Genomic DNA, 18,565 nt, shown 5'->3' on the forward strand with positions numbered 1-18,565 from the left:
GCAGAATGATCAGGTCACCAATGGCCGGAAGAGATCTTCCGTCTCGGACCTGCGCAGAGGATGACCAATCGGTCCATCGGAATCAAGGACGTTGCCTTTACGCAGTTGCGAGATCGCAATGGCTGTTAGCTGCTCGTTGCGGCGAACTGTCATATTGCCGCTGCACGAAGGCCGCTTGAAGCAGCTAGCTCCACTAGCGGCAGGCTGGGTAGCCGAAGCGCGAAATCATCTCGCGGCCCGAAATCGCATGGAACGCAAACGTATCCATGAAATGGTGGTCGAGAACATACTGGCGAAGTCGCGAATTATAGGCGCCAATCATGTGCTGCGTTGAGGCGGGGTTCATGCGGTTCGCGCGCATGTCGCCGCCGGCGTGAAACAGCAGCGTCGCGCTCGGCGTGACGCAGACGTTACGAATCGACAGAAATATCGTGCAGGCGGACTGGCAGTGGCTGTCGATGCGGAAGCGCTCGCCCGAAGCATTGTATTGCTGAACGACGGCGTCGAAGCGGCCCATCTCCCCGGGCCGCGCGCCCATGCCCATGCCCAGCATCGAGACGGAGCCATCGGCACGGGCAGGTCCGACGGCGCCAAGGGCGATGAAAAACGCAAGCGCGCTCAATACGCGCCTCGGGCTTTGCGATCTGTACATGGTGACCCCCCAGTGTAGTCAATTCTATTCGCGTGACGCGGCCTGCGGTCTCGAAAAATGCGTCATCGCATTGACCCGAACGACGTTTCCATCGCCTTGCGGGTCTTGATCGTCTCGTTGTCGGCGTCGAACGCGACGTCGCTCCAGCGCACCACCGCGCCGTGGGCGATGTCGTTCTTCAGCTTCACGCGATGCGCGAGCCCAATCGGCAGCGCGCCCGCTTGCAGGCTTGCTTGCGCCGGCATCAATTTGCCCCACACCGTGTAGCCGCCTTCGCCATCGAGTGTTTCGCCGGCGCGCAAGGCGCGCTTGGCGACAGCTGCGACATCGCCGCGAAAGCCGCGTGGCTGTCCGGTCGGCTCCTTGCGCAAGGCGGCGGACAGCACCGAGATATTCAATTCCAGCCCGATCAAATGATAGGGCTTGTACATCGCCGCATAACGGCCGCTGGCATCGGTCTTCAGGCCGTACTGCCTGAAGCAGTCTGCGGCGTAGTCGTTCGGCGCTTCTAGCACCACATAGACGCCCCAGCGCAGGTCGCGAAACACCGGCCGGCCATCGCGCTCCAGCGACGACACCACCTCGACGACGCCTGATTTTTCCAGCACGCCGCCTTTCTCCCGCGGCCGCATGATATGCGGCAGGTCGTCGACGCCGCAGGGCGGAAACAGCAAGCCGCCGCTCGGCACATCGAGGCCGGTGGCGTTGGCAATCGCCGCCATCTCGATCGCGGATTTGGTGCCGTCGAGGAAGGAGTTGAACATCTGCGGGTTCATGCCGGCCGATTGCGCTTCGCTCGCGGTCAGGCCGTAATGCTGCCATACGCCGTCGGGCGTCACGTCGTGATACAGCGGCAGATATTTGGTGCCCTTGCCGGCGGAGACCACGCGGAATCCCGTGGCGCGTGCCCAGTCCACCATCTCCGCCGTCAGCGCCGGCTGGTCGCCATAGGCGAGCGAATAGACCACGCCCGCTTTCCGCGCTTCCTCCGCCAGCAGCGGACCGGCCAGCACGTCGGCCTCGACATTCACCATCACGATATGTTTTCCGGCCGCGATCGCCGCGCGGGCGTGGCGGATGCCGACCGCGGGATTGCCGGTTGCTTCCACCACCACCTCGATATTGCCCGAGGTCGCCTTGGCGCCGTCGGCGGTGAAGGTCGTCGCGGCAATGCGCGCCTCGTCCCAGCCGACCGTCTTGCAGGCGTCTTTTGCGCGCTGCGGATCGAGGTCGACGATCACAGGCACTTCCAGGCCCGGCACATGCGGCACCTGCGAGAGGAACATCGAGCCGAATTTTCCCGCGCCGATCAGCGCGACGCGCAGCGGCTTGCCGGCGTCGTGGCGGGTTTTGAGGAGGTGGAAGAGGTTCATGAAGACTCTCCAAGCGAGGACGTCATTCCGGGGCGATGCGTCAGCATCGAACCCGGAGTCGCGAGATTCTCAGGTGCGCAATTGCGCACCATAGTTCGACGCTGCGCATCGCCCCGGAATGACTGTCAAGGATCTTACTCCGCCGCCTGGCGCTGGGCTCGCGCGAGCCGCACGAGCGCGTCGTCCTCGACCGTCTGGATCGGCGTGAAATCGCGATGGGCGATATAGTCCGGCCGCGTGGGGGTGCGAATGTAGTTCGAGACCGCATTGAGCGTCAGATACACGATCTTGCGCGGGTAGGGCGTGATGTTGCCGCTTGATCCGTGCACCAGGTTGCCGTGGAACATCAGCATGCCGCCAGCCTTGCCGGTCGGCGCGACGATGCCGCCCTGCTTCACCAGCCGCGTCACGGTTTCCTCGTCCAGCGTCCATAGCGGGTAGGACGTGGTCTCGAGGTCGTGCGAGGCTTTCAGATCACCGGCGGTCTGGCTCTTTGGCACCAGCATCAGCGGCCCGTTGATCGGCATCACCTCGTCGAGGAAGATCGCGATGTTCATCGCGCGCGGCTCGGGCATGCCGTCGTCGCGCTTCCAGGTGCCGTAATCCTGGTGCCACTGCCAGACGTCGCCGGTGAAGGCGGCCTTGGCGTTGATCTTGAACTGGTGCATGTAGAGCTTCTCGCCGAAGATCTGCTCGATCGGCTCGATCATGCGCGGATGCGCGCCGAGCAGGCCGAAAGCTTCGTTGTAGAGATGGGCGGCAAAGGCGGTGCGCGGTGCGCCGCTCTTCTCGCGCCAGACCTCGGGGCGGTTGGCGTCGTAGATGCGCTCGGCCTCGCGGGCGAGGAAATCCACTTCCTCCTGGCTGAACAATTCGGGCAGGAACAGCCAGCCCTCGCGGTGAAAGCTTTCGATCTGCTGCGGCGTGAGTTTCATGGCTTTCCTCCGTTGCTTGTTGTCGTGACGGCGCGTTCACGCCGCTCTGTCGATCGCCTTTAGTCGTTCCTCCGTCTTGCGGCCTGCGGTCTGCGCATGCGCGAGCGCGGCGCGCTCGGCGGCCTCGGCATGGCCGGCGAGGATATGCGAAGCGATCGTCTCGTGCTCGGCCCAGGCGCTCTCGCGATAGTCGAGCTCGGCCAGCACGGTCGCCATCGAGCGGCGCATATGCGGCCACTGCGGCGCGATGATCTCCTCGATTGCGGGATTGCCTGACAGCGCGTGGATCGCGCCGTGAAAATCGACGTCGAGCGCAATCAGTTTTGCCAGCGGCGTCTTCCTGTCGATCGCGCGCCCCGCGCGCAGCGCCGCTTCGAGCTTTGCACGTCCGGCGCCGTCCGCCTTGGCGCGCCCGGCCGCGAGTCTCGCGGCGAGCGCGTCGATCGCGCCGCGTACCTCGTAGAGCTGGCGGATGCGCTGCGGATCGAGCGCGGTGACCTCGAATCCGCGGCGGCCGCTCTCGGCGACCAGGCCTTGCCGGTGGAGCAGGTGCAGCGCGTGCGACACCGGCTGCCGCGACACGCCGAGCTTGTCGGCCAGCTCATGCTGGCGGATGCGGCCACCCGGCGGCAGGCTGCGGTCGATGATCGCCTCAAGGATGCGCGCGTAGACCTGGTCGATCAGGTTCGGGGACGGGTCGAGCGGGATCATGCAGGAGCACTCGGAATACGGAATTCCGTATTCTGACCCCTGCGCCGGGCGCGGTCAAGACGGCGGTGGGCTGATTGCTGCGGCGCAAACCAAGGCGCGGCACTGCCCAAGCGAGCGCCGGCGCGCCCATCTCAACAGCCGCGACAGATATTCTTCAGCTTGGCAGTGGTCCGCGCGTCTTCCTTGACGAACGGGTCTTCATACGCGGTTCGCGACGCGTTGTTGTTTTCGACGGCGGCGGGCTTGTCCACTTTCCGAGGAAACGCCGCATCGTAGCAAGCGAGGCGCCCGCTCGTGCTATCGACCTTGCTGCAGTCTGGTCCAGCGGCAAGAGTGCTTTGCGTGCATGCGCAGAGCGCCAGCACTGCGAGAACGATTTTCATCAAATTTCCTTTTGGGCGACATTCTTCGCCGCATGTTCGCGATCGAAACAGCCCGTACTGATCGAACGCAGAATTTCGTATTGACGTTGAGCGCGCGCACCTTCATGCCGCCGATTGCGTCAGCTGGTTTGGCTTGCCCAATCCTGGGAAGAAAGGAGGCCGCGTCCCGCTTTTGCTCAACTGCTTGGCACGGTGACCTGCTCTCCACTTATGGCGTGGTCCAACGCGTCGATCAGCGTCTGAAGCTCGATGAATTTGTGGCGTGCCCGTTCCGCCTTGTCGCGGTCAAAAGGAGCGGCCAGCACCTTCACATGTGTGTCTCTGTCCTCGATCATGCGCTGACGGGCTTTCTTGAGACCTTCAAGTCGTTCGCTCATTCAGACTCCTTCCGTTCCAAAAAGGGCGATCAAGGGCGGGTACGAAGCGGATCCCGTCTCGGCTCGAGCGAGGACGGGCTACCGCGGAATAATGACCGCGGCAGCGATCAGCAGCGAGACCGGGGGACACGCCAATTACGAAGATCGAATTTTGGGGCATCAGCCATGTGACCGCCTTTTTTTGGTTGAGGCGGGAGCGCAACGCTCTCAGTCACCGATAACAGCCGGGGAAGCGCGGTGATGCCAGTGATGTAACAGAATGCCTGGCAAATAGCGAGGCTAATCGCCTTCGTTCACGGCAGCGTCGTCTACACCAGCTCATCTGTCCAGACTTTAAAGCTGATAAGCGTATTCGGTCCAAAAGTCTGGGTGATTGGAACGTCTGCGGCATCGCGGCCCTGGGCGATCAGCACACGGCCAATCCGCGGAATGTTGTTGCGCGCATCGAACGTGTACCAACGGCCGCCGATATAGGCTTCAAACCAGCCGGCAAAATCCCCCGCGGCGTAGGGAGGCGGCATACCGATATCACCGAGATAGCCGGTGCAATATCTCGCCGGAATGTTCATGCAGCGGCAGAACGTGATGGCGAGGTGCGCATAGTCGCGGCAGACGCCGCGGCCCTCATTGAACACTTCCCATGCCGTCATGGTCGCGCGCGCGTGCTCGTAACCGAATCTGATGTGGTTATGAACGAAATCGCAAATCGCCTGGATCCGAGCCCAGCCGGGTGCCGTGTTCTCGAACAGCTTCCACGCAACATCGGAAAGTCGGTCTGTCTCGCAGTAGCGGCTGCCAAGCAGGTAGACGATCGTCTCCGCCGGTAGATCCTCCACGGCGTGTTGCGAGGCGGAAGGAACGATCACATCGGGAAGACCGCTATCGCGCACCGTCCCATCGGCTGCCAGCCGCATGCGCCCGGCAGGTGCGACGATCCGGCTGCACCAGTTGCCGAAGCCATCGCGATACGGCGTGATCGGCACGGCAGGGTCCGTGGTCAGGTGATCGGGCACGATGATGTCGGAAGCCCGCGTAAAATGCGTGCCCAGCACCGTTATCAACGGCGTCGGTTGCGGAAAGTCATAGATCATCTCAAAGCCGACGCGGATCTTCATGCGAGGCTCCTTCTCCCCATCGTCAGCGCCGTTTGAGAATGGGACGCCGTCGTCGGTCACCGAATCGTCGGCTTGGGACGTATGGGCAATTGTCGGCCAGGGATTGCGACCAATCCGGCCTGCGGGTCTCTGGAGCTTTTCGGGCGCTTGGCAGAAATGGCGACGAAAGCAGCCGAATGCAAGGTAATGCGCGGGGTTATTCGACTTGGCGCCCCGACCTCATGAGAAAGCGATAGCTATTGCATCCAAAAGAGCGCACGGTGAACGTATGAGCCACAGCGGCGGCGCAAAGCAGCACGCCAGGTGAGTGACGAGCCGCTCGATCTGGACAAGCACCGACGGATGGCCGCAGGAAAGCAACCGACATCTGGCGCATGTCGAGAACTTTACCTGGCTCTCCAATGAGAGCTGAGCGCGTCGTTGCTCGACGAGCAACGGAAGACGACGCCCGGCATTCAATTAAAAAATCAAACCGAAAAAAACAAACCTCAGATGAAAGTGAATTTCATGCAAAATCTTTCGCCGCGCCACGTCAAAACGGAAGAGTCGCTCCGGCTCGGTGTTGTGTCGGGCTGGTACAGCACAAAAGTGAGCGGAACGTTTGTTTCGGGGCCACACGAAACGGAAGCCGAGTGCATTCGCAAGATCGCGGAGATCGATCCACCGGCAAAGGGCAAGAAGGCGCGGTAGCTTTCGCGGCTACGAATTCGACCGAAGGTTGGTTCTTATGCGTGACCGATTTTCGAAATGGTGCATAGATGGTTCATGATCCCGCGGACGCGTTGAGCTCCGAGGAGTTCGATTCGTTGCTTGAAGTTGGCAAGGGTGACGACCAGCGCGATATTCCTCAAATCCATGGGGAGCGCCTGGTTGCCCTGGGATATGCCTTGAGACGACTTGGAACTCTTGGGCTGACGGAGGCCGGCAGACGCCGACTGGCCGAAGGGAACGGCCAGGCTGACATTTCCCTTGCAGCGCATCGGCGGGGAAAGCAGGAATTGCTTCCTTAGTAGAATCGGACCACTAGGCGCTACTATTTCTTGCCCAGCTCGGTCAGTATCCGCGTCACCAGATAGAGCCGCGGTACGATCGAGCCGGTGTCGATGTATTCGTCGCGGGCGTGATAGCCGAAGCCGGCGAGCCCGAAGCTTTCCACGACCACCGCCTTGCCGCTGCGCGCGGCATAGCCGGCGTCCGTCGCCCCGCCGGTCATCTCGGCGAGATCGAGCTTGCGGTCGATCTCGCTGTAGATTGCCTGGCCCTGGCGCGCCAGCGCGCGGCCGCGATCGCTGGCCACGAAGGGCGGCCGGCCCGGCTCGATCTTGACCGTCGTCTCGGTGTCGGGAACGAGCTTGTTCCTGATCTTGTCGTCGAGCGCGGCCTGCAGCTTTTGCACGCCGTCGGGAATGGTGAGGCGGATGTCGGCGCCGGCTTCCGCATGCTCGGGGATCTGGTTGCGCACCGTGCCGGCCTTGGCCGTGGTCCAGTTCAATTGCGTGCCGGGAATCGACTTTGCGACGTCCTGGGTCTGCAGCAATTGATGGGCGAGCTCGATCAGCGCGTTGCGGCCGAGCTGGGGTGCGGCGCCGGCGTGCGAGGCACGGCCTTTCACCGTCATGGTGCCGGTCGCGGTGCCGCTGGCGCCGAGCAGGAGGCCGTCGTTCGGCGCCGCGGGGCGCGCCACTGTCGGCTCGAAGGAGAGCACCACGTCGTGCTGGTCGGCGAGCTCCGAAATGATCTCGCCGGAGCCGATCGAGCCGACCTCCTCGTCGGGGTTGAAGGAGACGGTCAGCCGCGCATAGTCGCGCCAGCCGCTCTCATTCAGGATTTTCAGCGCATGCAGGATGACGGCGATGCCGCCCTTGTCGTCGGCAATTCCGGGCCCATAGACGCGCTCGCCGTCGACGCGATAGGGCTGGCTCGCCAGAATGCCGTGCTCATAGACGGTATCCATGTGCGCGATCAGCATCAGCTTCTTCGTGCCGGTGCCCTCGAAGGTGCCGATCACCATGTCCGCGCCCGCGCCGCGCGTGGTCTTGCGCCGCTCGGTCCTGGCACCGAGTGCCTTCAGCCGCGCTTCGGTGAGGTCGGCCATTTTCGCAAGGCCCTCGACATCGGCGCTCCCGGACTCGATCAGCACCATTTCGTGCAGCGTATCGATCAGCGCGGGCCTGGCCGCTTCAGCCGCCGCGCGAAGCTTCTCGTCGGCCGCAGCTTGCGCCGTCGATGCGGCGGCAAGGGTAGCTAGGCCAATCGCCATGAGTTGCTGGAGCGCTTTCATCGGTTTCCTCCCGGCTTTTCCTTGTCCGGCAGGCTAGCAACCGGTCATGCCCGCGCCAAGGCCGCTCGATGCGATCAAAGCACCTCCACATCGAGCGTGTCGAGTTGTGCGGCGTCGGCGACCGCGTCGACACCGACGATCCTGTCGCCGGCAAAGCTGAAGCGCAGCGCGATGCGCAATTGGCCGCCCATGATGACGGCAAGCCCGAGCGCGCCGTCGATGAGCGCAGTTCTCGCCGCGGTGGCGCGACCCTTGAAGGTCTCGGCGACGGCGTTGGCGCCGTGGATTTCAGCGAGCGAGCCGAGCCGCACCGCGGCTAGGTCGGCGCGTGGAAGGCGGCGTGAGTGCCGCTTGCCCAAGGGGAGAGGATAAGAAGTCAGCTCGCCAGAAAATCCAGCACAATCTCGCAATAGCGCTGCGGCGCCTGCTCGAACATTGGATGCGTGGTGCCCGGGATCATCTCGGCTCGCGCATGCGGGATGTGGGCCGCCAGCGCATGCAGCACTTTCGGAATCGTGCCCTTGGTGTTGGCGCCGCCGATCAGGAGCGTAGGCACCTTGATCGACTCCGCATCCGCCCTGGAGAAGGGCGGGCGCTGGTCGCGGGTCTGGCCGATCAGGGTGGTGGCGTTGTCGCGCAACAGTTGCTTGGTCGTGGCCGGAAACCGCTTCCAGGCGCCGTGGCCTTCGAGGCCGTCCATGAAAAGCTCGAGCCCGCCATCGACGTCGCCGGCCGCGATCTTCTCCGCCGCAGCGGCGATCATCGCGGCAAGCGGCGAGGGGCCCGCCTTGTATTCCGGATCGAGCGAAGCATCGAGCTCGCCGCCGGGCTCCGCCAGCACCAGGCGGCGCAGCAGGTCGCCGCGGCGCTGCGCCACGCGGAAGGAAATGTGCCCGCCGCGCGAATGACCCATCAGATCGACCGGCTCGTCGGCAAGCTGTTCGATGAAGGCGGTCACGTCCTGGACATGCTGGGCGATCGAATAGGTATCGCCGACGCCGTCCCAGTGCTCCGGGAAGAAGTGCCGCAGGCTGACCGCGACCACGCGGCGCCTCTGCGTCAGCGGCCCAAGAATGGCCGACCAGATGCGGAAATCGCAGAGCGAGCCGTGCACGCAGACCAGCGGCGGGCCATGGCCGCTGCCGATATCGAGATAGGCCATGTCGTATCCGTTGACGCGCAGGGTCTGCATCGAAAGCTCGTTCTCGTGGTTGGGTTGCCGCATGCCAAATTATCATGGGACGCAAGCAAGTTCCCCCGGAATCCGGGTGGATCGCAATAATCTCCAAGCCTAGATTCCGGGCCGAGGATGAAAATTGGATCGAGTTCGAGCAAACGACAGGAGCGAGCCATGACCGGCCAGCGCTTTACCATTTTCGAGACCGCGATCGGCCCCTGCGGCGTGCTGTGGGGCGAGCGCGGCATCAGCGGCGTGCAACTGACGATGGGCAGCGAAGAGAAGACCCGCAAGCGCATCCAGCAGCGCCATGCCGACGCAAGGGAAGCCGAGCCGACTGCGGAAGTCGGACGCGCGATCGAGGCGATGAAGGAGCTGCTCTCGGGCAAGCCCAACGACCTCAATGATATCGAGCTCGACCTCGAGGGCGTGCCGGAATTCAACCGCGGGGTCTATGCCATCGCGCGCAGCATCCCGCCGGGCCAGACCACGACCTATGGCGAAATCGCGAAAAAGCTCGGCGGCGTGGAGCTGTCGCGCGACGTCGGCCAGGCGTTGGGGCATAACCCGTGCCCGATTGTCGTGCCGTGCCACCGCGTGCTCGCGGCCGGCAACAAGCCGGGCGGCTTCTCTGCCAATGGCGGGGTCGCGACGAAATTGAAGATGCTCGCGATCGAGGGCGCGATCGTCAACCACACCCCGAGCTTGTTCGATTGATCATCCCCCTCTCCCCGCTTTGCGGGGAGAGGGTCGGGGTGAGGCGCTGTCGTCGCGAGCACGGAATCTACGGTGAGTCCCCCTCACCCGGATTGCTTCGCAATCCGACCTTTCCCCAAAAGCGGGGCGAGGTGCCTACATCGCCTCGCACTTGAACCCGTCGCCCCAGCGGCGGATTCTGCCCGTCGAAGGCGAGGGGAAATGCGCCGTGCAGCACAGTGTGTCGGTGTCGCAATAGCGCTCGAGGAAACCGCGCCGGGTCGCTGCGGCTTGCTTCGGATCGGTGTCGAACTTTGCCGACAGCTCGGGATAGCGCGCCTGCAGCGGCGAATGCATCAAGTCGCCGGAAAATACCGCGGCATCCTTCGCCTTGCCGAAGGTGAAGGCGACATGGCCCGGCGTGTGGCCGGGTGTGGGCAGGATGCGCGCGTGGTCGCCGATCGCAAAATCGTCGGTCACGATCTCGGCCCTGTCGGCCTCGACGATCGGCAGCACGCTGTCGACGAAGGGTGGCACCGGCGCGTTGGCATTCTGCTCGGTCCAATGGTCGAATTCGCGCTTGCCGAACACGTAGCGCGCGTTGGGGAAGGTGGGCACCCAGCGGCCGTTCTCCAGCCGCGTGTTCCAGCCGACATGATCGACGTGCAAATGCGTGCACATCACATAGTCGATGTCGCCAACCGAAACGCCGGCAGATGCGAGTCCGCGCAGGAACGTGTCGTCGGTTTTCATGTGCCATTTCGGCCGTGCCGGCCGCGGCTTGTCGTTGCCGATGCAGCTGTCGATCAGGATGGTGTGGTGCGGCGTCTTCACCACATAGGCCTGGAAGCAGAGGATCAGCGTGTCCTCGTCATCGAGCGCTTTCGCGCCCTTCATCCAGGTCCGGTTTTCCGCAAGCCGCTCGCCGGTCAGGGCCGGCAGCATGTCCAGTGCCGGCAGGAACGTGGTTTCCTGCTCGACGATGCGGTGGATGGTGAAGTCGCCGACGGCAAGTCTGGGGCTCATGGGCGGCTTCCTCCTTCGTCTCAGGCTGGCGGCGCCGAAATCTTCACCGACGGCCGCTCCAGCATCTTCCGGTAAAACGCATCAAGTCCCGGACAGGCCTTGCGCCAGCCGCAATCGGGAAAACGGAAATCGGCATAGCCGAGCACGCATGTAAGCGCGATCTGCGCGATGTCGAGCGGGCGCGCGGCCATCGCATCGACCTCGCCCTCGAACCGCGCCATGCCTTTCCAGGCCCGGTTCCAGTGATCGTCGGACCACGCCTTCCACCGCAGTTCCTTCGGCCGCACCATGGTCTCGTAGCGGCAGAGCAGCATGGAATCGAGCATGCCCTGCAGCAGCGAGTGGTCGCTCTTGATCTTCCACCTCAGCGGACCGGAGGCGGGGATCAGCCTGCCGCCGCCGGCGAGCTCGTCGAGATATTCGACGATGACATAGGAATCGGCGACAATCTCGCCGTTGTCGAGGATCAGCACCGGCAGCTTCTTCAGCGGATGGATCTTCGAATATTCCTCGTTCGGCGTGCCCGGCGCGACCGTCACCGGCATGAACTCGATCCTGTCGATCAGGCCGAGCTCGATCGCGGCGATGCGCACCTTGCGGGCGAACGGCGAGGCGGGGGAGAAGGTGAGCTTCATCTGAATGCTTCCCACAAGGTCGTCATGCCCGGCCTTGTGCCGGGCATCCACGTCCTTCGCACGAGTGGCATGAAAGACGTGGATGGCCGGGGCAAGCCCGGCCATGACGGGCTACCGTGATGACGCTTACGCCGCGACGATCTGCTGGCGCTGCTCGCCGAGCCCTTCAATGCCGAGCGTGACGACGTCGCCGACACTGAGGAATTGCGGCGGCTTCATGCCGGTGCCGACGCCGGGCGGCGTGCCTGTCGTGACGATGTCGCCGGGCAACAGCGTCATGAACTGCGAGACATAGGAGATGCACTTCGCCATCGAGAAGATCATGGTCGAGGTCGACCCGGTCTGGCGGCGCTGGCCGTTGACGTCGAGCCACATCGACAGCTTCTGCACGTCGGGAATCTCGTCCCTGGTGACCAGCCAGGGGCCGACCGGACCGAAAGTGTCGTGCGACTTGCCCTTGGTCCACTGCCCGAGCCGCTCGATCTGGAAGTTGCGCTCCGAGACGTCGTTGCAGATGCAGTAGCCGGCGACATGATTGAGTGCGTCAGCTTCCGAGACGTATTTGGCGCGCGTGCCGATGATGGCCGCAATCTCGACCTCCCAGTCGAGCTTGGTGGAGCCGCGTGGCTTCTCGACCGGATCGTTTGGACCCGAGAGGGAGGTATTGGCCTTCAGGAAGAAGATCGGCTCGGTCGGGATCGGCGATCCGGTCTCCTTGGCGTGATCGACATAGTTCAGGCCGATCGCGACGAATTTCGAGATTCCGGTGACCGGGGCGCCGAAGCGCGGCTTGCCGGAGACCGCGGGCAGCGAGGCGGGATCGATCGCGGCGAGCTTCTTCAGCGACGCCGGCGAATAGGCTTCCCCGTCGAGATCGCGGATATGGGCGGACAGGTCGCGCAGCTGGCCGGATTTATCGACCAGGCCGGGCTTTTCCGCACCCTTTTCGCCGTAACGAACGAGCTTCATTCTCGACACTCCCTAGACTGGTTTGGCCCCGGACGGGTTCGCCCTGGATCGGTTGTTGCGGCACTTTTCATGGAACAGGGCGCGGGGAAATTCAACTGGCGATAGCGCAAGGGTGGGGTGGGCAAAGGCGTGACAGCGCGGTTTCCGCCGTCCATCCGTTCGCCCACCCGACACACTGCGCTCCTCACCACGGGGATGCGATCGGCAACGTTAAATGGTCCGGGCGATGAACTTGAAGGCATCCCCGTCGCGCCTGATATGGCCGGCGTCGAAATGGCCACCGATCACGAGCGCAGGGGTATCGGCAAAGCGCGAGAACAGTGTGCGCCGGGTCAGGGTTGCCTGGCCGGGATCGGAATCGGCGCTCGAGGACCAGTCGAGATGCGCCATCTGGCAGGGGTGGTGGGCGACGTCGCCGGCGAGCAGCCCCTCCTCGCCGGCCGAGCGGATATGCAGGCTGACATGGCCCGGGCTGTGGCCGGGCGTCGGGATCAGGGTGATCTCCTCGGTCAGGCGGTGGTCGCTGGCGACGAACTCTGCCAGCCCCGCATCGACGACCGGCTTCACGGAATCGTCGAAAACGGCGGCCTTGTCCGGTTCGACGCTGTGGTCGCGCCAGTGCTCATACTCGGTGCGCCCGAACACGTAGCGCGCGTTCGGAAAGGTCGGCACCCACCTGCCACCGGCAAGGCGCGTGTTCCATCCGACATGATCAACGTGCAGATGCGTGCACAGCACGGTGTCGATGCTGTCAGGCGGAAAGCCGGTCTGCGTCAGCATCTCCAGAAAAGGCGTGTCCCGGTTGTTCCAGGTCGGTACCTTGCGACCCTGCTTGTCGTTGCCGAGCCCGGTGTCGACCAGGATGCGCTGGGTGGGCGTCTCCACGGCCAGCGAATGCACCGACATTTTCAGCCGGCCTTCCTCGTTGGCGAAGTGCGGCATCAGCCAGGGCAGCTTCAGGATTTCCTCGCGGCCGGCCTTCGGCAGGATGAAGCGGGTGGCGCCGACCGTCTCCAATTCCACCACCTTCGTGACCGTGACCCTCCCTATTTTCCACCGCATCGGTGCGTCCTTTTGCTTCACATTCAAGCAAAAGGATGCGGCTTCGCGCGCCCTCGCGCAATGGATCAACTGGTGGCATGCTGCGTTATCGCTCGGCCTCCAGGAGGGAGTTGCGATGCCGGAACTTGCGATTTCGCCGGAAAAGGTTGCTTTTCTGATTGAGACGGCCCGCGAATTCGACGTCAAGGAAGCGGACTCCGACGCGGATTCCGGCTCGAACGCGGCCGACGACGACATGATCGACGTGCTTCAGGACGACGGCGGCGACGCGGTCGGGCAGGAGCTGACAAGCTTCATCAGCGCGCTCAACGAGGACGAGCAGGTCGACCTGGTCGCGCTGATGTGGCTCGGACGCGGCGACGGCACGATCGAGGAGTGGGAGGAGCTGCGCGCCCGCGCCATCGAGGCGCGCGGCGAATATTCCCATCCGCGGCGCGAGACCGCGCACTACCTGCTGGGCGAACCGATGCTCAGCGATTTCCTCGCCGACGGCCTGGACGCCTTCGGCCTGGACTGGACCGACGAGCGGATCACGCCGGACTCGTCGAGCCGCAGCGAGCGCGACGAGGACGAACAGCAATAGCGGGCTTTCGAGCGCCTGCAGTCCGCCGCGCCCCGTTCAGCCGCGACAGCGAGCGGGAGGCCGCTACAGCGTGCCCGGATAGGCGCCGCCGTCGAGCAGGATGTTCTGGCCGGTGATGAAGCCCGCCTTGGCCCCGCACAGGAAGGCGCAGGCGTATCCGAACTCGTCGGGATCGCCGAAGCGCCCGGCCGGATTTTGCTTTGCGCGTTCGGCGAGCAGCTGGTCCGGCGTGATGCCCCGCTTGTCGGCCTCGGCCTTGGCCGTGCCGCGCAGACGGTCGGTCAGGAACGGCCCGGGTAACAGCCCGTTGATGGTCACGTTGTTGATCACGGTCTTGCGCGAAAGGCCCGCCACGAAGCCGGTGAGGCCGGCCCGCGCGCCGTTGGAAAGCCCGAGGATCTCGATCGGCGCCTTCACCGCGGCCGAGGTGATGTTGACGATGCGGCCGAACTTGCGCGCCATCATGCCGTCGACGGTTGCCTTGATCAGCTCGATCGGGGTGAGCATGTTGGCGTCGATCGCCTTGATCCAGTCGTCGCGGGTCCAGTTGCGGAAGTCGCCGGGCGGCGGGCCGCCCGCATTGTTGACGAGGATGTCGGGATCGGGGCAGGCCTTCAGCACCGCCTCGCGGCCCGCTGATGTCGTGATGTCGCCGGCCACCTCGGTGACGGTGACGCCGGGATGGGCTTTCCTGATCTCGTCCGCAGTCTTTTTCAGCGCTTCGGCGCCGCGCGCCGTCAGCGTGACATGCACGCCCTCGTTGGCCAGCGCGATCGCGCAGGCGCGTCCCAAGCCTTTAGACGATGCGCAGACGATGGCGCGACGGCCCTTGATCCCGAGATCCACTGTTTCACTCCCGTCGTTTTCTTGAAGAGGCGGCCCGCAGTCTAGCCAACATCGGCGGCGCTGATAAGGGACCCGCGCCTAGTGGGTCCAATTCTAACATTCGCTACCCACTTTGGGAGGCATTATTGCGAATGTTAGAATTAAGGACCACCGGCAAATATTTGTTCTAGTGGAGCTTTGGATTTGACGTTCGCATGAGGCAATCGCGGCAAATTGGTAGCGAACGTCAAATCCGCTCCACTAGCCAAAATGCATGGCAGGAGCGGGCCGTCAGGCGGTCAGATCTGCTGCTCTCGCTTCAGGCGATCGATGGTGGCGGCGACATCAGGCGGCAGCGACCTGAGCCCCTTCTGCCCGGCGGCGGAAAAAAGCGGCCGCAGTTGCGAGCCGTTCAGGAAAGCCGGCTGGTGATCGCGCGGCACAAGCTGGTCGAAAACCAGAACGACCGTGGTGGCGACCAGGCCGGCGCGCACCGCGCCGAGCGCGGCGCCGGCCAGCCGATCGCCGATGCCGGCGTCTGCGCCGATCGCGTCATCGAGCGCGGTGCGCATCATCTTGCCGATCGCGACGCCGAGCACGAGATACACGCCGAAGAAAAAGCCCCAGTTCTGCATCATGGGCGAAGCGCTGCCGCCGCCAAGCTGCGGCGCGATCTTCGTCATCACCCACACCGCGATCGGTGCGGCGATCAGATAGGCGAGGATGGTGAGCGCGCTGCGCAACAGGCCGGTGTTGAAGCCTGCGACGATGGCGATGGCGAAGCCGGCATAGACGACGAGATCGAAGCTATTCATGGCGGCCTCGCCGGCTCTCCGGCGCTCTTTCGTATGCTCAACGAATTCGGTTTGCGATCGCTAAAATCGTAGGTATCAACGAGCGCGGCTCAGCCTCTTGATCGTTGGATCTTTCGCTGTGTCCGACCTATTCGATGTACGTAAAGAAACCATTCTCGTAACCGGTGCAAGTCAGGGCTTGGGGCGGCAATTCGCGCGCGTGCTGGCCGCGCATGGCGCGATCCTTCTGCTGGCATCGGGCGCCTCGCGCTAGACGACCGGCGGTTGGTCACGGTGGACCGCGGGTTTCTGCTGAATTGAGGTCGGGCTGTCGTCCCGGCCAAGCGCCGGCAATTCACCCGTATCTCCGGCCGTCGATCGTGCCGGCGGCGCCGTAACGTTGCCGGGACTGCTTGCGTAAAGCTCGATGGAGACCGCGGCAAAGGAGATCGCCATGCTCGATCACGTTTCGCTCGGCGTCAGCGACATCGTTCGCAGTCGCCGTTTCTACGACGCCGTGCTGCGTCCGATCGGGCTGGTGCGGACCGTCGATTTTCGCGGCGGCAAGGGTTCCGATTATGGTTCGTCACCCGGACAGACCGGGGTTGCGTTCACCATCACGGAGGAGGGGCCTGTGGTGCCCTCGCGCGGCAGCCATCTGTGCTTCCGCGCGCCAGATCGCGCGGCAGTCGCGGATTTTCATGCGGCGGCGATCAGGGCCGGCGGGCGCGATGACGGCGCGCCCGGGCTCAGGGATTACCACGCAGCCTATTATGCCGCCTTCGTGCGCGATCCCGACGGCCATCGCATCGAGGCGGTCTGTCACGCGCCGGAAGCGCCGGAGACGGCAGCTTGAGCGCCAAGGCGATAGCCGCAGTCGCGTCACGACGGCTTTTGGTTATGGGTCCCGGGTTCGCCGGGACGACGGCGAACAGGATTGCCGGCTCAATTCACGCGCATCTCCGCCTTGATCATGTCGGCGGCCTTCTCGCCGATCATGATGGTCGGGGCGTTGGTGTTGCCGCCGATCAGGGTCGGCATGATCGAGGCGTCGACCACGCGCAAGCCGTCGAGCCCATGCACCTTCAGTTTCGGATCGACCACGGCATCGCCATCGGTGCCCATCCTGCAGGTGCCGACCGGGTGGTAGACGGTGTCGACGCGCTGGCGCAGCAGGCTACGGATATCATCGTCGGTCTTCGCGTCTGATGTGAACAAGTCCTTCTGCTGCAGCGCCTTCAGCGCCGGCGACTCCAACAGCCGCCGTGTCATCTTGAAGCCTGCGACCATGGTCTCGACGTCGCTCTCGTCGCCGAAGAAGTTCGGGTCGATCGCGGGCGGCGCCATCGGATCGGCGCTGGCGAGCCACACGCTGCCGCGGCTCTTCGGCCGCAGCACGCAGACATGGCAGGAGAAGCCGGTGCCCCAGCGCGGCTTGCGGCCATGGTCTTCGACCATGGCCATGCAGAAGTGGAGCTGGATGTCGGGCAATTCGAGGTCGGGCCGGGTTTTCAGGAAGCCGCCGCATTCGGCGACGTTCGAGGTCAGGGGTCCGCGCCGCTCCCGGCGGTATTGCCCGATGCCTTTGAGGATGCGGCCGATCCCGCTCCACGACAGTCCTGAAAAATACGGCGCGTCAGACGCAAAGCCGAACACGAAGTCGGGGTGGTCCTGCAGGTTCTGGCCGACGCCCGGCAGATGGTGCGTGCTGGCAATGCCGTGCTTGCCGAGTGCTGCGGCATCGCCGACGCCGGATAGCATCAAGAGTTGCGGCGACTGGAAGGCGCCGGCTGCGAGAATCACTTCGCGGCGCGCGCGAAGCTGCTTCTTTTCCTTGCCTTGCAGATACTCGACGCCGACCGCGCGCTTGCCCTCGAACAGGATGCGGGTCGCCTGCGCCTGCGTCTCGACGCGCAGATTTTGCCGCTTTCCCATGAAGGGATGGATATAGCCGCGCGCCGCGCTCCAGCGCTCACCATTGTCCTGCGTCACCTGGTAGACGCCGAGCCCTTCCTGCTCGGCGCCGTTGAAGTCGTCGCGGATGCGGAACTGCGCCTCGCGCGCGCCCTGCAAAAACATCTCCTTGACCGGGTTGTCGGAGCGCAGCCCCGAGACATGCAGCGGGCCGCCCTTGCCATGATACTCGCCGTCGAGCTCGTAGTTGTGCTCCGAGCGCTTGAAGTAGGGCAGGACGTCGGCGTAAGCCCAGCCGGCATTGCCGAGCGCGGCCCAGTGGTCGTAATCGGCGCGGTGGCCGCGGATATAGACCATCGCGTTGATCGCTGAGGAGCCGCCGAGGCCCTTGCCGCGCGGCTGATAGCCGATGCGGCCGCCGAGGCCCTTCTGCGGCACGGTGTCGAACGCCCAGTTGTTGAGCTTGCCCGAGAGCATCAGGATGATGGCGCCGGGCGTGGTTACGACCCAATTGTCGCATCTGCCGCCGGCATCGAGCAGCGCAACCGACGTGCCCGCATTCTCCGAAAGCCGGCTTGCCACCGCGCAGCCGCCGCTTCCCGCGCCCACCACCACGAAATCGACCGTATCCATCCCGGATCCCCCCTTTTCTTGACCGCCGGGGGCCGCGAAGGCCCCGGTGTTATTGGCGGCAAGGCTCTGCTTTTCCGGAACTTCTGGCAAGGGCGTTGGTTTTACGGTGCTTTTTGGCCGGACCGGACTGTCACAAATCCGGAAAAAAATTGCCGAACCGGCCTTTCCAAAGCGGGTGCGCATTGGTACATAGCGCCCGCACCCCCAGCGCTTTACGCCCTGGGGTAGCCTTCTCAGGAAGCCTCGGACATGGCATTGGCGGCCCGGCCGCCCACGGCATGCCGTTTCGGTTTCCCTGAAGGCGCGCAAAGACTTATCGCGGGGTGGAGCAGCCCGGTAGCTCGTCAGGCTCATAACCTGAAGGTCATAGGTTCAAATCCTATCCCCGCAACCAAACAGCCTCTGATCTCAAGGGGTCGTTGAG

Annotated in this window: 22 protein-coding genes, 1 tRNA gene and 1 pseudogene; 7 read left to right on the plus strand and 17 right to left on the minus strand. The window is 64.1% G+C overall.

The window, feature by feature from the left end:
* Positions 1–193: 193 nt before the first annotated feature.
* The 7 genes from QOU61_RS06070 to QOU61_RS06100 all read right to left on the minus strand — a co-directional run bounded on the left by QOU61_RS06070 (position 194) and on the right by QOU61_RS06100 (position 5,546).
* Positions 194–544 (minus strand): hypothetical protein, encoded by a 351-nt coding sequence (locus QOU61_RS06070; RefSeq protein ID WP_289657212.1) that lies wholly within the window; start codon positions 542–544, stop codon positions 194–196.
* Between the two features lie 170 nt (positions 545–714).
* On the minus strand, positions 715–2,025 hold the full coding sequence (locus QOU61_RS06075) for an NAD(P)H-dependent oxidoreductase (RefSeq protein ID WP_289657213.1): 1,311 nt from the start codon (positions 2,023–2,025) through the stop codon (positions 715–717).
* Positions 2,026–2,159: 134 nt separating this feature from the next.
* On the minus strand, positions 2,160–2,960 hold the full coding sequence (locus QOU61_RS06080; protein ID WP_289657214.1) for a phytanoyl-CoA dioxygenase family protein: 801 nt from the start codon (positions 2,958–2,960) through the stop codon (positions 2,160–2,162).
* A 36-nt stretch (positions 2,961–2,996) separates the two neighbouring features.
* Complete coding sequence (locus QOU61_RS06085; RefSeq protein ID WP_289657215.1) at positions 2,997–3,671, minus strand: GntR family transcriptional regulator; 675 nt, start codon at positions 3,669–3,671, stop codon at positions 2,997–2,999.
* 131 nt (positions 3,672–3,802) lie between these two features.
* Positions 3,803–4,054, minus strand: a complete 252-nt coding sequence (locus QOU61_RS06090) for a hypothetical protein (RefSeq protein WP_289657216.1) — start codon at positions 4,052–4,054, stop codon at positions 3,803–3,805.
* 176 nt (positions 4,055–4,230) lie between these two features.
* Positions 4,231–4,431 carry a hypothetical protein gene (locus QOU61_RS06095; protein WP_289657217.1) on the minus strand — a complete coding sequence of 67 codons (201 nt, stop codon included), beginning with the start codon at positions 4,429–4,431 and terminating at the stop codon, positions 4,231–4,233.
* Between the two features lie 308 nt (positions 4,432–4,739).
* On the minus strand, positions 4,740–5,546 hold the full coding sequence (locus QOU61_RS06100) for a transglutaminase-like domain-containing protein (RefSeq protein WP_289657218.1): 807 nt from the start codon (positions 5,544–5,546) through the stop codon (positions 4,740–4,742).
* A gap of 507 nt (positions 5,547–6,053) precedes the next feature.
* On the opposite strand from QOU61_RS06100, the gene QOU61_RS06105 reads away from it, so the two are divergent.
* Both QOU61_RS06105 and QOU61_RS06110 read left to right on the plus strand, forming a co-directional pair.
* The gene (locus QOU61_RS06105) at positions 6,054–6,236 is read left to right on the plus strand and encodes a hypothetical protein (protein WP_289661315.1); all 183 of its coding nucleotides are present in this window, start codon (positions 6,054–6,056) and stop codon (positions 6,234–6,236) included.
* A 68-nt stretch (positions 6,237–6,304) separates the two neighbouring features.
* Positions 6,305–6,556, plus strand: coding sequence for a hypothetical protein (locus QOU61_RS06110; protein ID WP_289657219.1), 252 nt, complete (start codon positions 6,305–6,307; stop codon positions 6,554–6,556).
* 23 nt (positions 6,557–6,579) lie between these two features.
* Here the strand turns inward: QOU61_RS06110 and QOU61_RS06115 are convergent, their stop codons facing one another.
* The 3 genes from QOU61_RS06115 to QOU61_RS06125 form a co-directional block, all read right to left on the minus strand.
* A complete protein-coding gene (locus tag QOU61_RS06115; protein WP_289657220.1) occupies positions 6,580–7,827 on the minus strand; it encodes a M20/M25/M40 family metallo-hydrolase in 1,248 nt (415 codons plus the stop codon).
* A gap of 74 nt (positions 7,828–7,901) precedes the next feature.
* On the minus strand, positions 7,902–8,138 hold the full coding sequence (locus tag QOU61_RS06120; protein WP_289657221.1) for a hypothetical protein: 237 nt from the start codon (positions 8,136–8,138) through the stop codon (positions 7,902–7,904).
* Between the two features lie 65 nt (positions 8,139–8,203).
* Positions 8,204–9,019 (minus strand): alpha/beta fold hydrolase, encoded by an 816-nt coding sequence (locus QOU61_RS06125; RefSeq protein ID WP_289661317.1) that lies wholly within the window; start codon positions 9,017–9,019, stop codon positions 8,204–8,206.
* A gap of 159 nt (positions 9,020–9,178) precedes the next feature.
* On the opposite strand from QOU61_RS06125, the gene QOU61_RS06130 reads away from it, so the two are divergent.
* A complete protein-coding gene (locus QOU61_RS06130) occupies positions 9,179–9,721 on the plus strand; it encodes a methylated-DNA--[protein]-cysteine S-methyltransferase (protein WP_289657222.1) in 543 nt (180 codons plus the stop codon).
* A 135-nt stretch (positions 9,722–9,856) separates the two neighbouring features.
* On the opposite strand, the gene QOU61_RS06135 is transcribed toward QOU61_RS06130, so the two are convergent.
* From QOU61_RS06135 to QOU61_RS06150, 4 genes are all read right to left on the minus strand, one after another.
* Complete coding sequence (locus QOU61_RS06135) at positions 9,857–10,726, minus strand: MBL fold metallo-hydrolase (RefSeq protein ID WP_289657223.1); 870 nt, start codon at positions 10,724–10,726, stop codon at positions 9,857–9,859.
* A 20-nt stretch (positions 10,727–10,746) separates the two neighbouring features.
* Entirely contained in the window at positions 10,747–11,361 is a 615-nt protein-coding gene (locus tag QOU61_RS06140) for a glutathione S-transferase family protein (protein ID WP_289661320.1), read from the minus strand.
* A gap of 126 nt (positions 11,362–11,487) precedes the next feature.
* The gene (locus QOU61_RS06145; protein ID WP_289657224.1) at positions 11,488–12,330 is read right to left on the minus strand and encodes a fumarylacetoacetate hydrolase family protein; all 843 of its coding nucleotides are present in this window, start codon (positions 12,328–12,330) and stop codon (positions 11,488–11,490) included.
* Between the two features lie 210 nt (positions 12,331–12,540).
* Positions 12,541–13,392, minus strand: a complete 852-nt coding sequence (locus tag QOU61_RS06150) for an MBL fold metallo-hydrolase (RefSeq protein ID WP_289657225.1) — start codon at positions 13,390–13,392, stop codon at positions 12,541–12,543.
* Positions 13,393–13,507: 115 nt separating this feature from the next.
* On the opposite strand from QOU61_RS06150, the gene QOU61_RS06155 reads away from it, so the two are divergent.
* Positions 13,508–13,975, plus strand: a complete 468-nt coding sequence (locus QOU61_RS06155) for a DUF3775 domain-containing protein (protein WP_289657226.1) — start codon at positions 13,508–13,510, stop codon at positions 13,973–13,975.
* A 63-nt stretch (positions 13,976–14,038) separates the two neighbouring features.
* Here the strand turns inward: QOU61_RS06155 and QOU61_RS06160 are convergent, their stop codons facing one another.
* Entirely contained in the window at positions 14,039–14,821 is a 783-nt protein-coding gene (locus QOU61_RS06160) for an SDR family oxidoreductase (RefSeq protein ID WP_289657227.1), read from the minus strand.
* Between the two features lie 278 nt (positions 14,822–15,099).
* Positions 15,100–15,615, minus strand: coding sequence for a CvpA family protein (locus QOU61_RS06165; RefSeq protein ID WP_289657228.1), 516 nt, complete (start codon positions 15,613–15,615; stop codon positions 15,100–15,102).
* Between the two features lie 118 nt (positions 15,616–15,733).
* On the opposite strand from QOU61_RS06165, the pseudogene QOU61_RS06170 reads away from it, so the two are divergent.
* Together QOU61_RS06170 and QOU61_RS06175 are read left to right on the plus strand one after the other, a co-directional pair.
* Positions 15,734–15,853: pseudogene (locus tag QOU61_RS06170) on the plus strand (2-deoxy-D-gluconate 3-dehydrogenase); the annotation flags it as partial.
* A 195-nt stretch (positions 15,854–16,048) separates the two neighbouring features.
* A complete protein-coding gene (locus QOU61_RS06175; RefSeq protein ID WP_289657229.1) occupies positions 16,049–16,450 on the plus strand; it encodes a VOC family protein in 402 nt (133 codons plus the stop codon).
* A gap of 89 nt (positions 16,451–16,539) precedes the next feature.
* On the opposite strand, the gene QOU61_RS06180 is transcribed toward QOU61_RS06175, so the two are convergent.
* On the minus strand, positions 16,540–18,141 hold the full coding sequence (locus tag QOU61_RS06180) for a GMC family oxidoreductase (RefSeq protein WP_289657230.1): 1,602 nt from the start codon (positions 18,139–18,141) through the stop codon (positions 16,540–16,542).
* Between the two features lie 317 nt (positions 18,142–18,458).
* On the opposite strand from QOU61_RS06180, the gene QOU61_RS06185 reads away from it, so the two are divergent.
* Positions 18,459–18,535, plus strand: a tRNA-Met gene (locus QOU61_RS06185).
* The last annotated feature ends 30 nt before the right edge of the window (positions 18,536–18,565 follow it).

The sequence above is a fragment of the Bradyrhizobium sp. NP1 genome (assembly GCF_030378205.1).
In the GTDB taxonomy this organism is placed as follows: domain Bacteria; phylum Pseudomonadota; class Alphaproteobacteria; order Rhizobiales; family Xanthobacteraceae; genus Bradyrhizobium.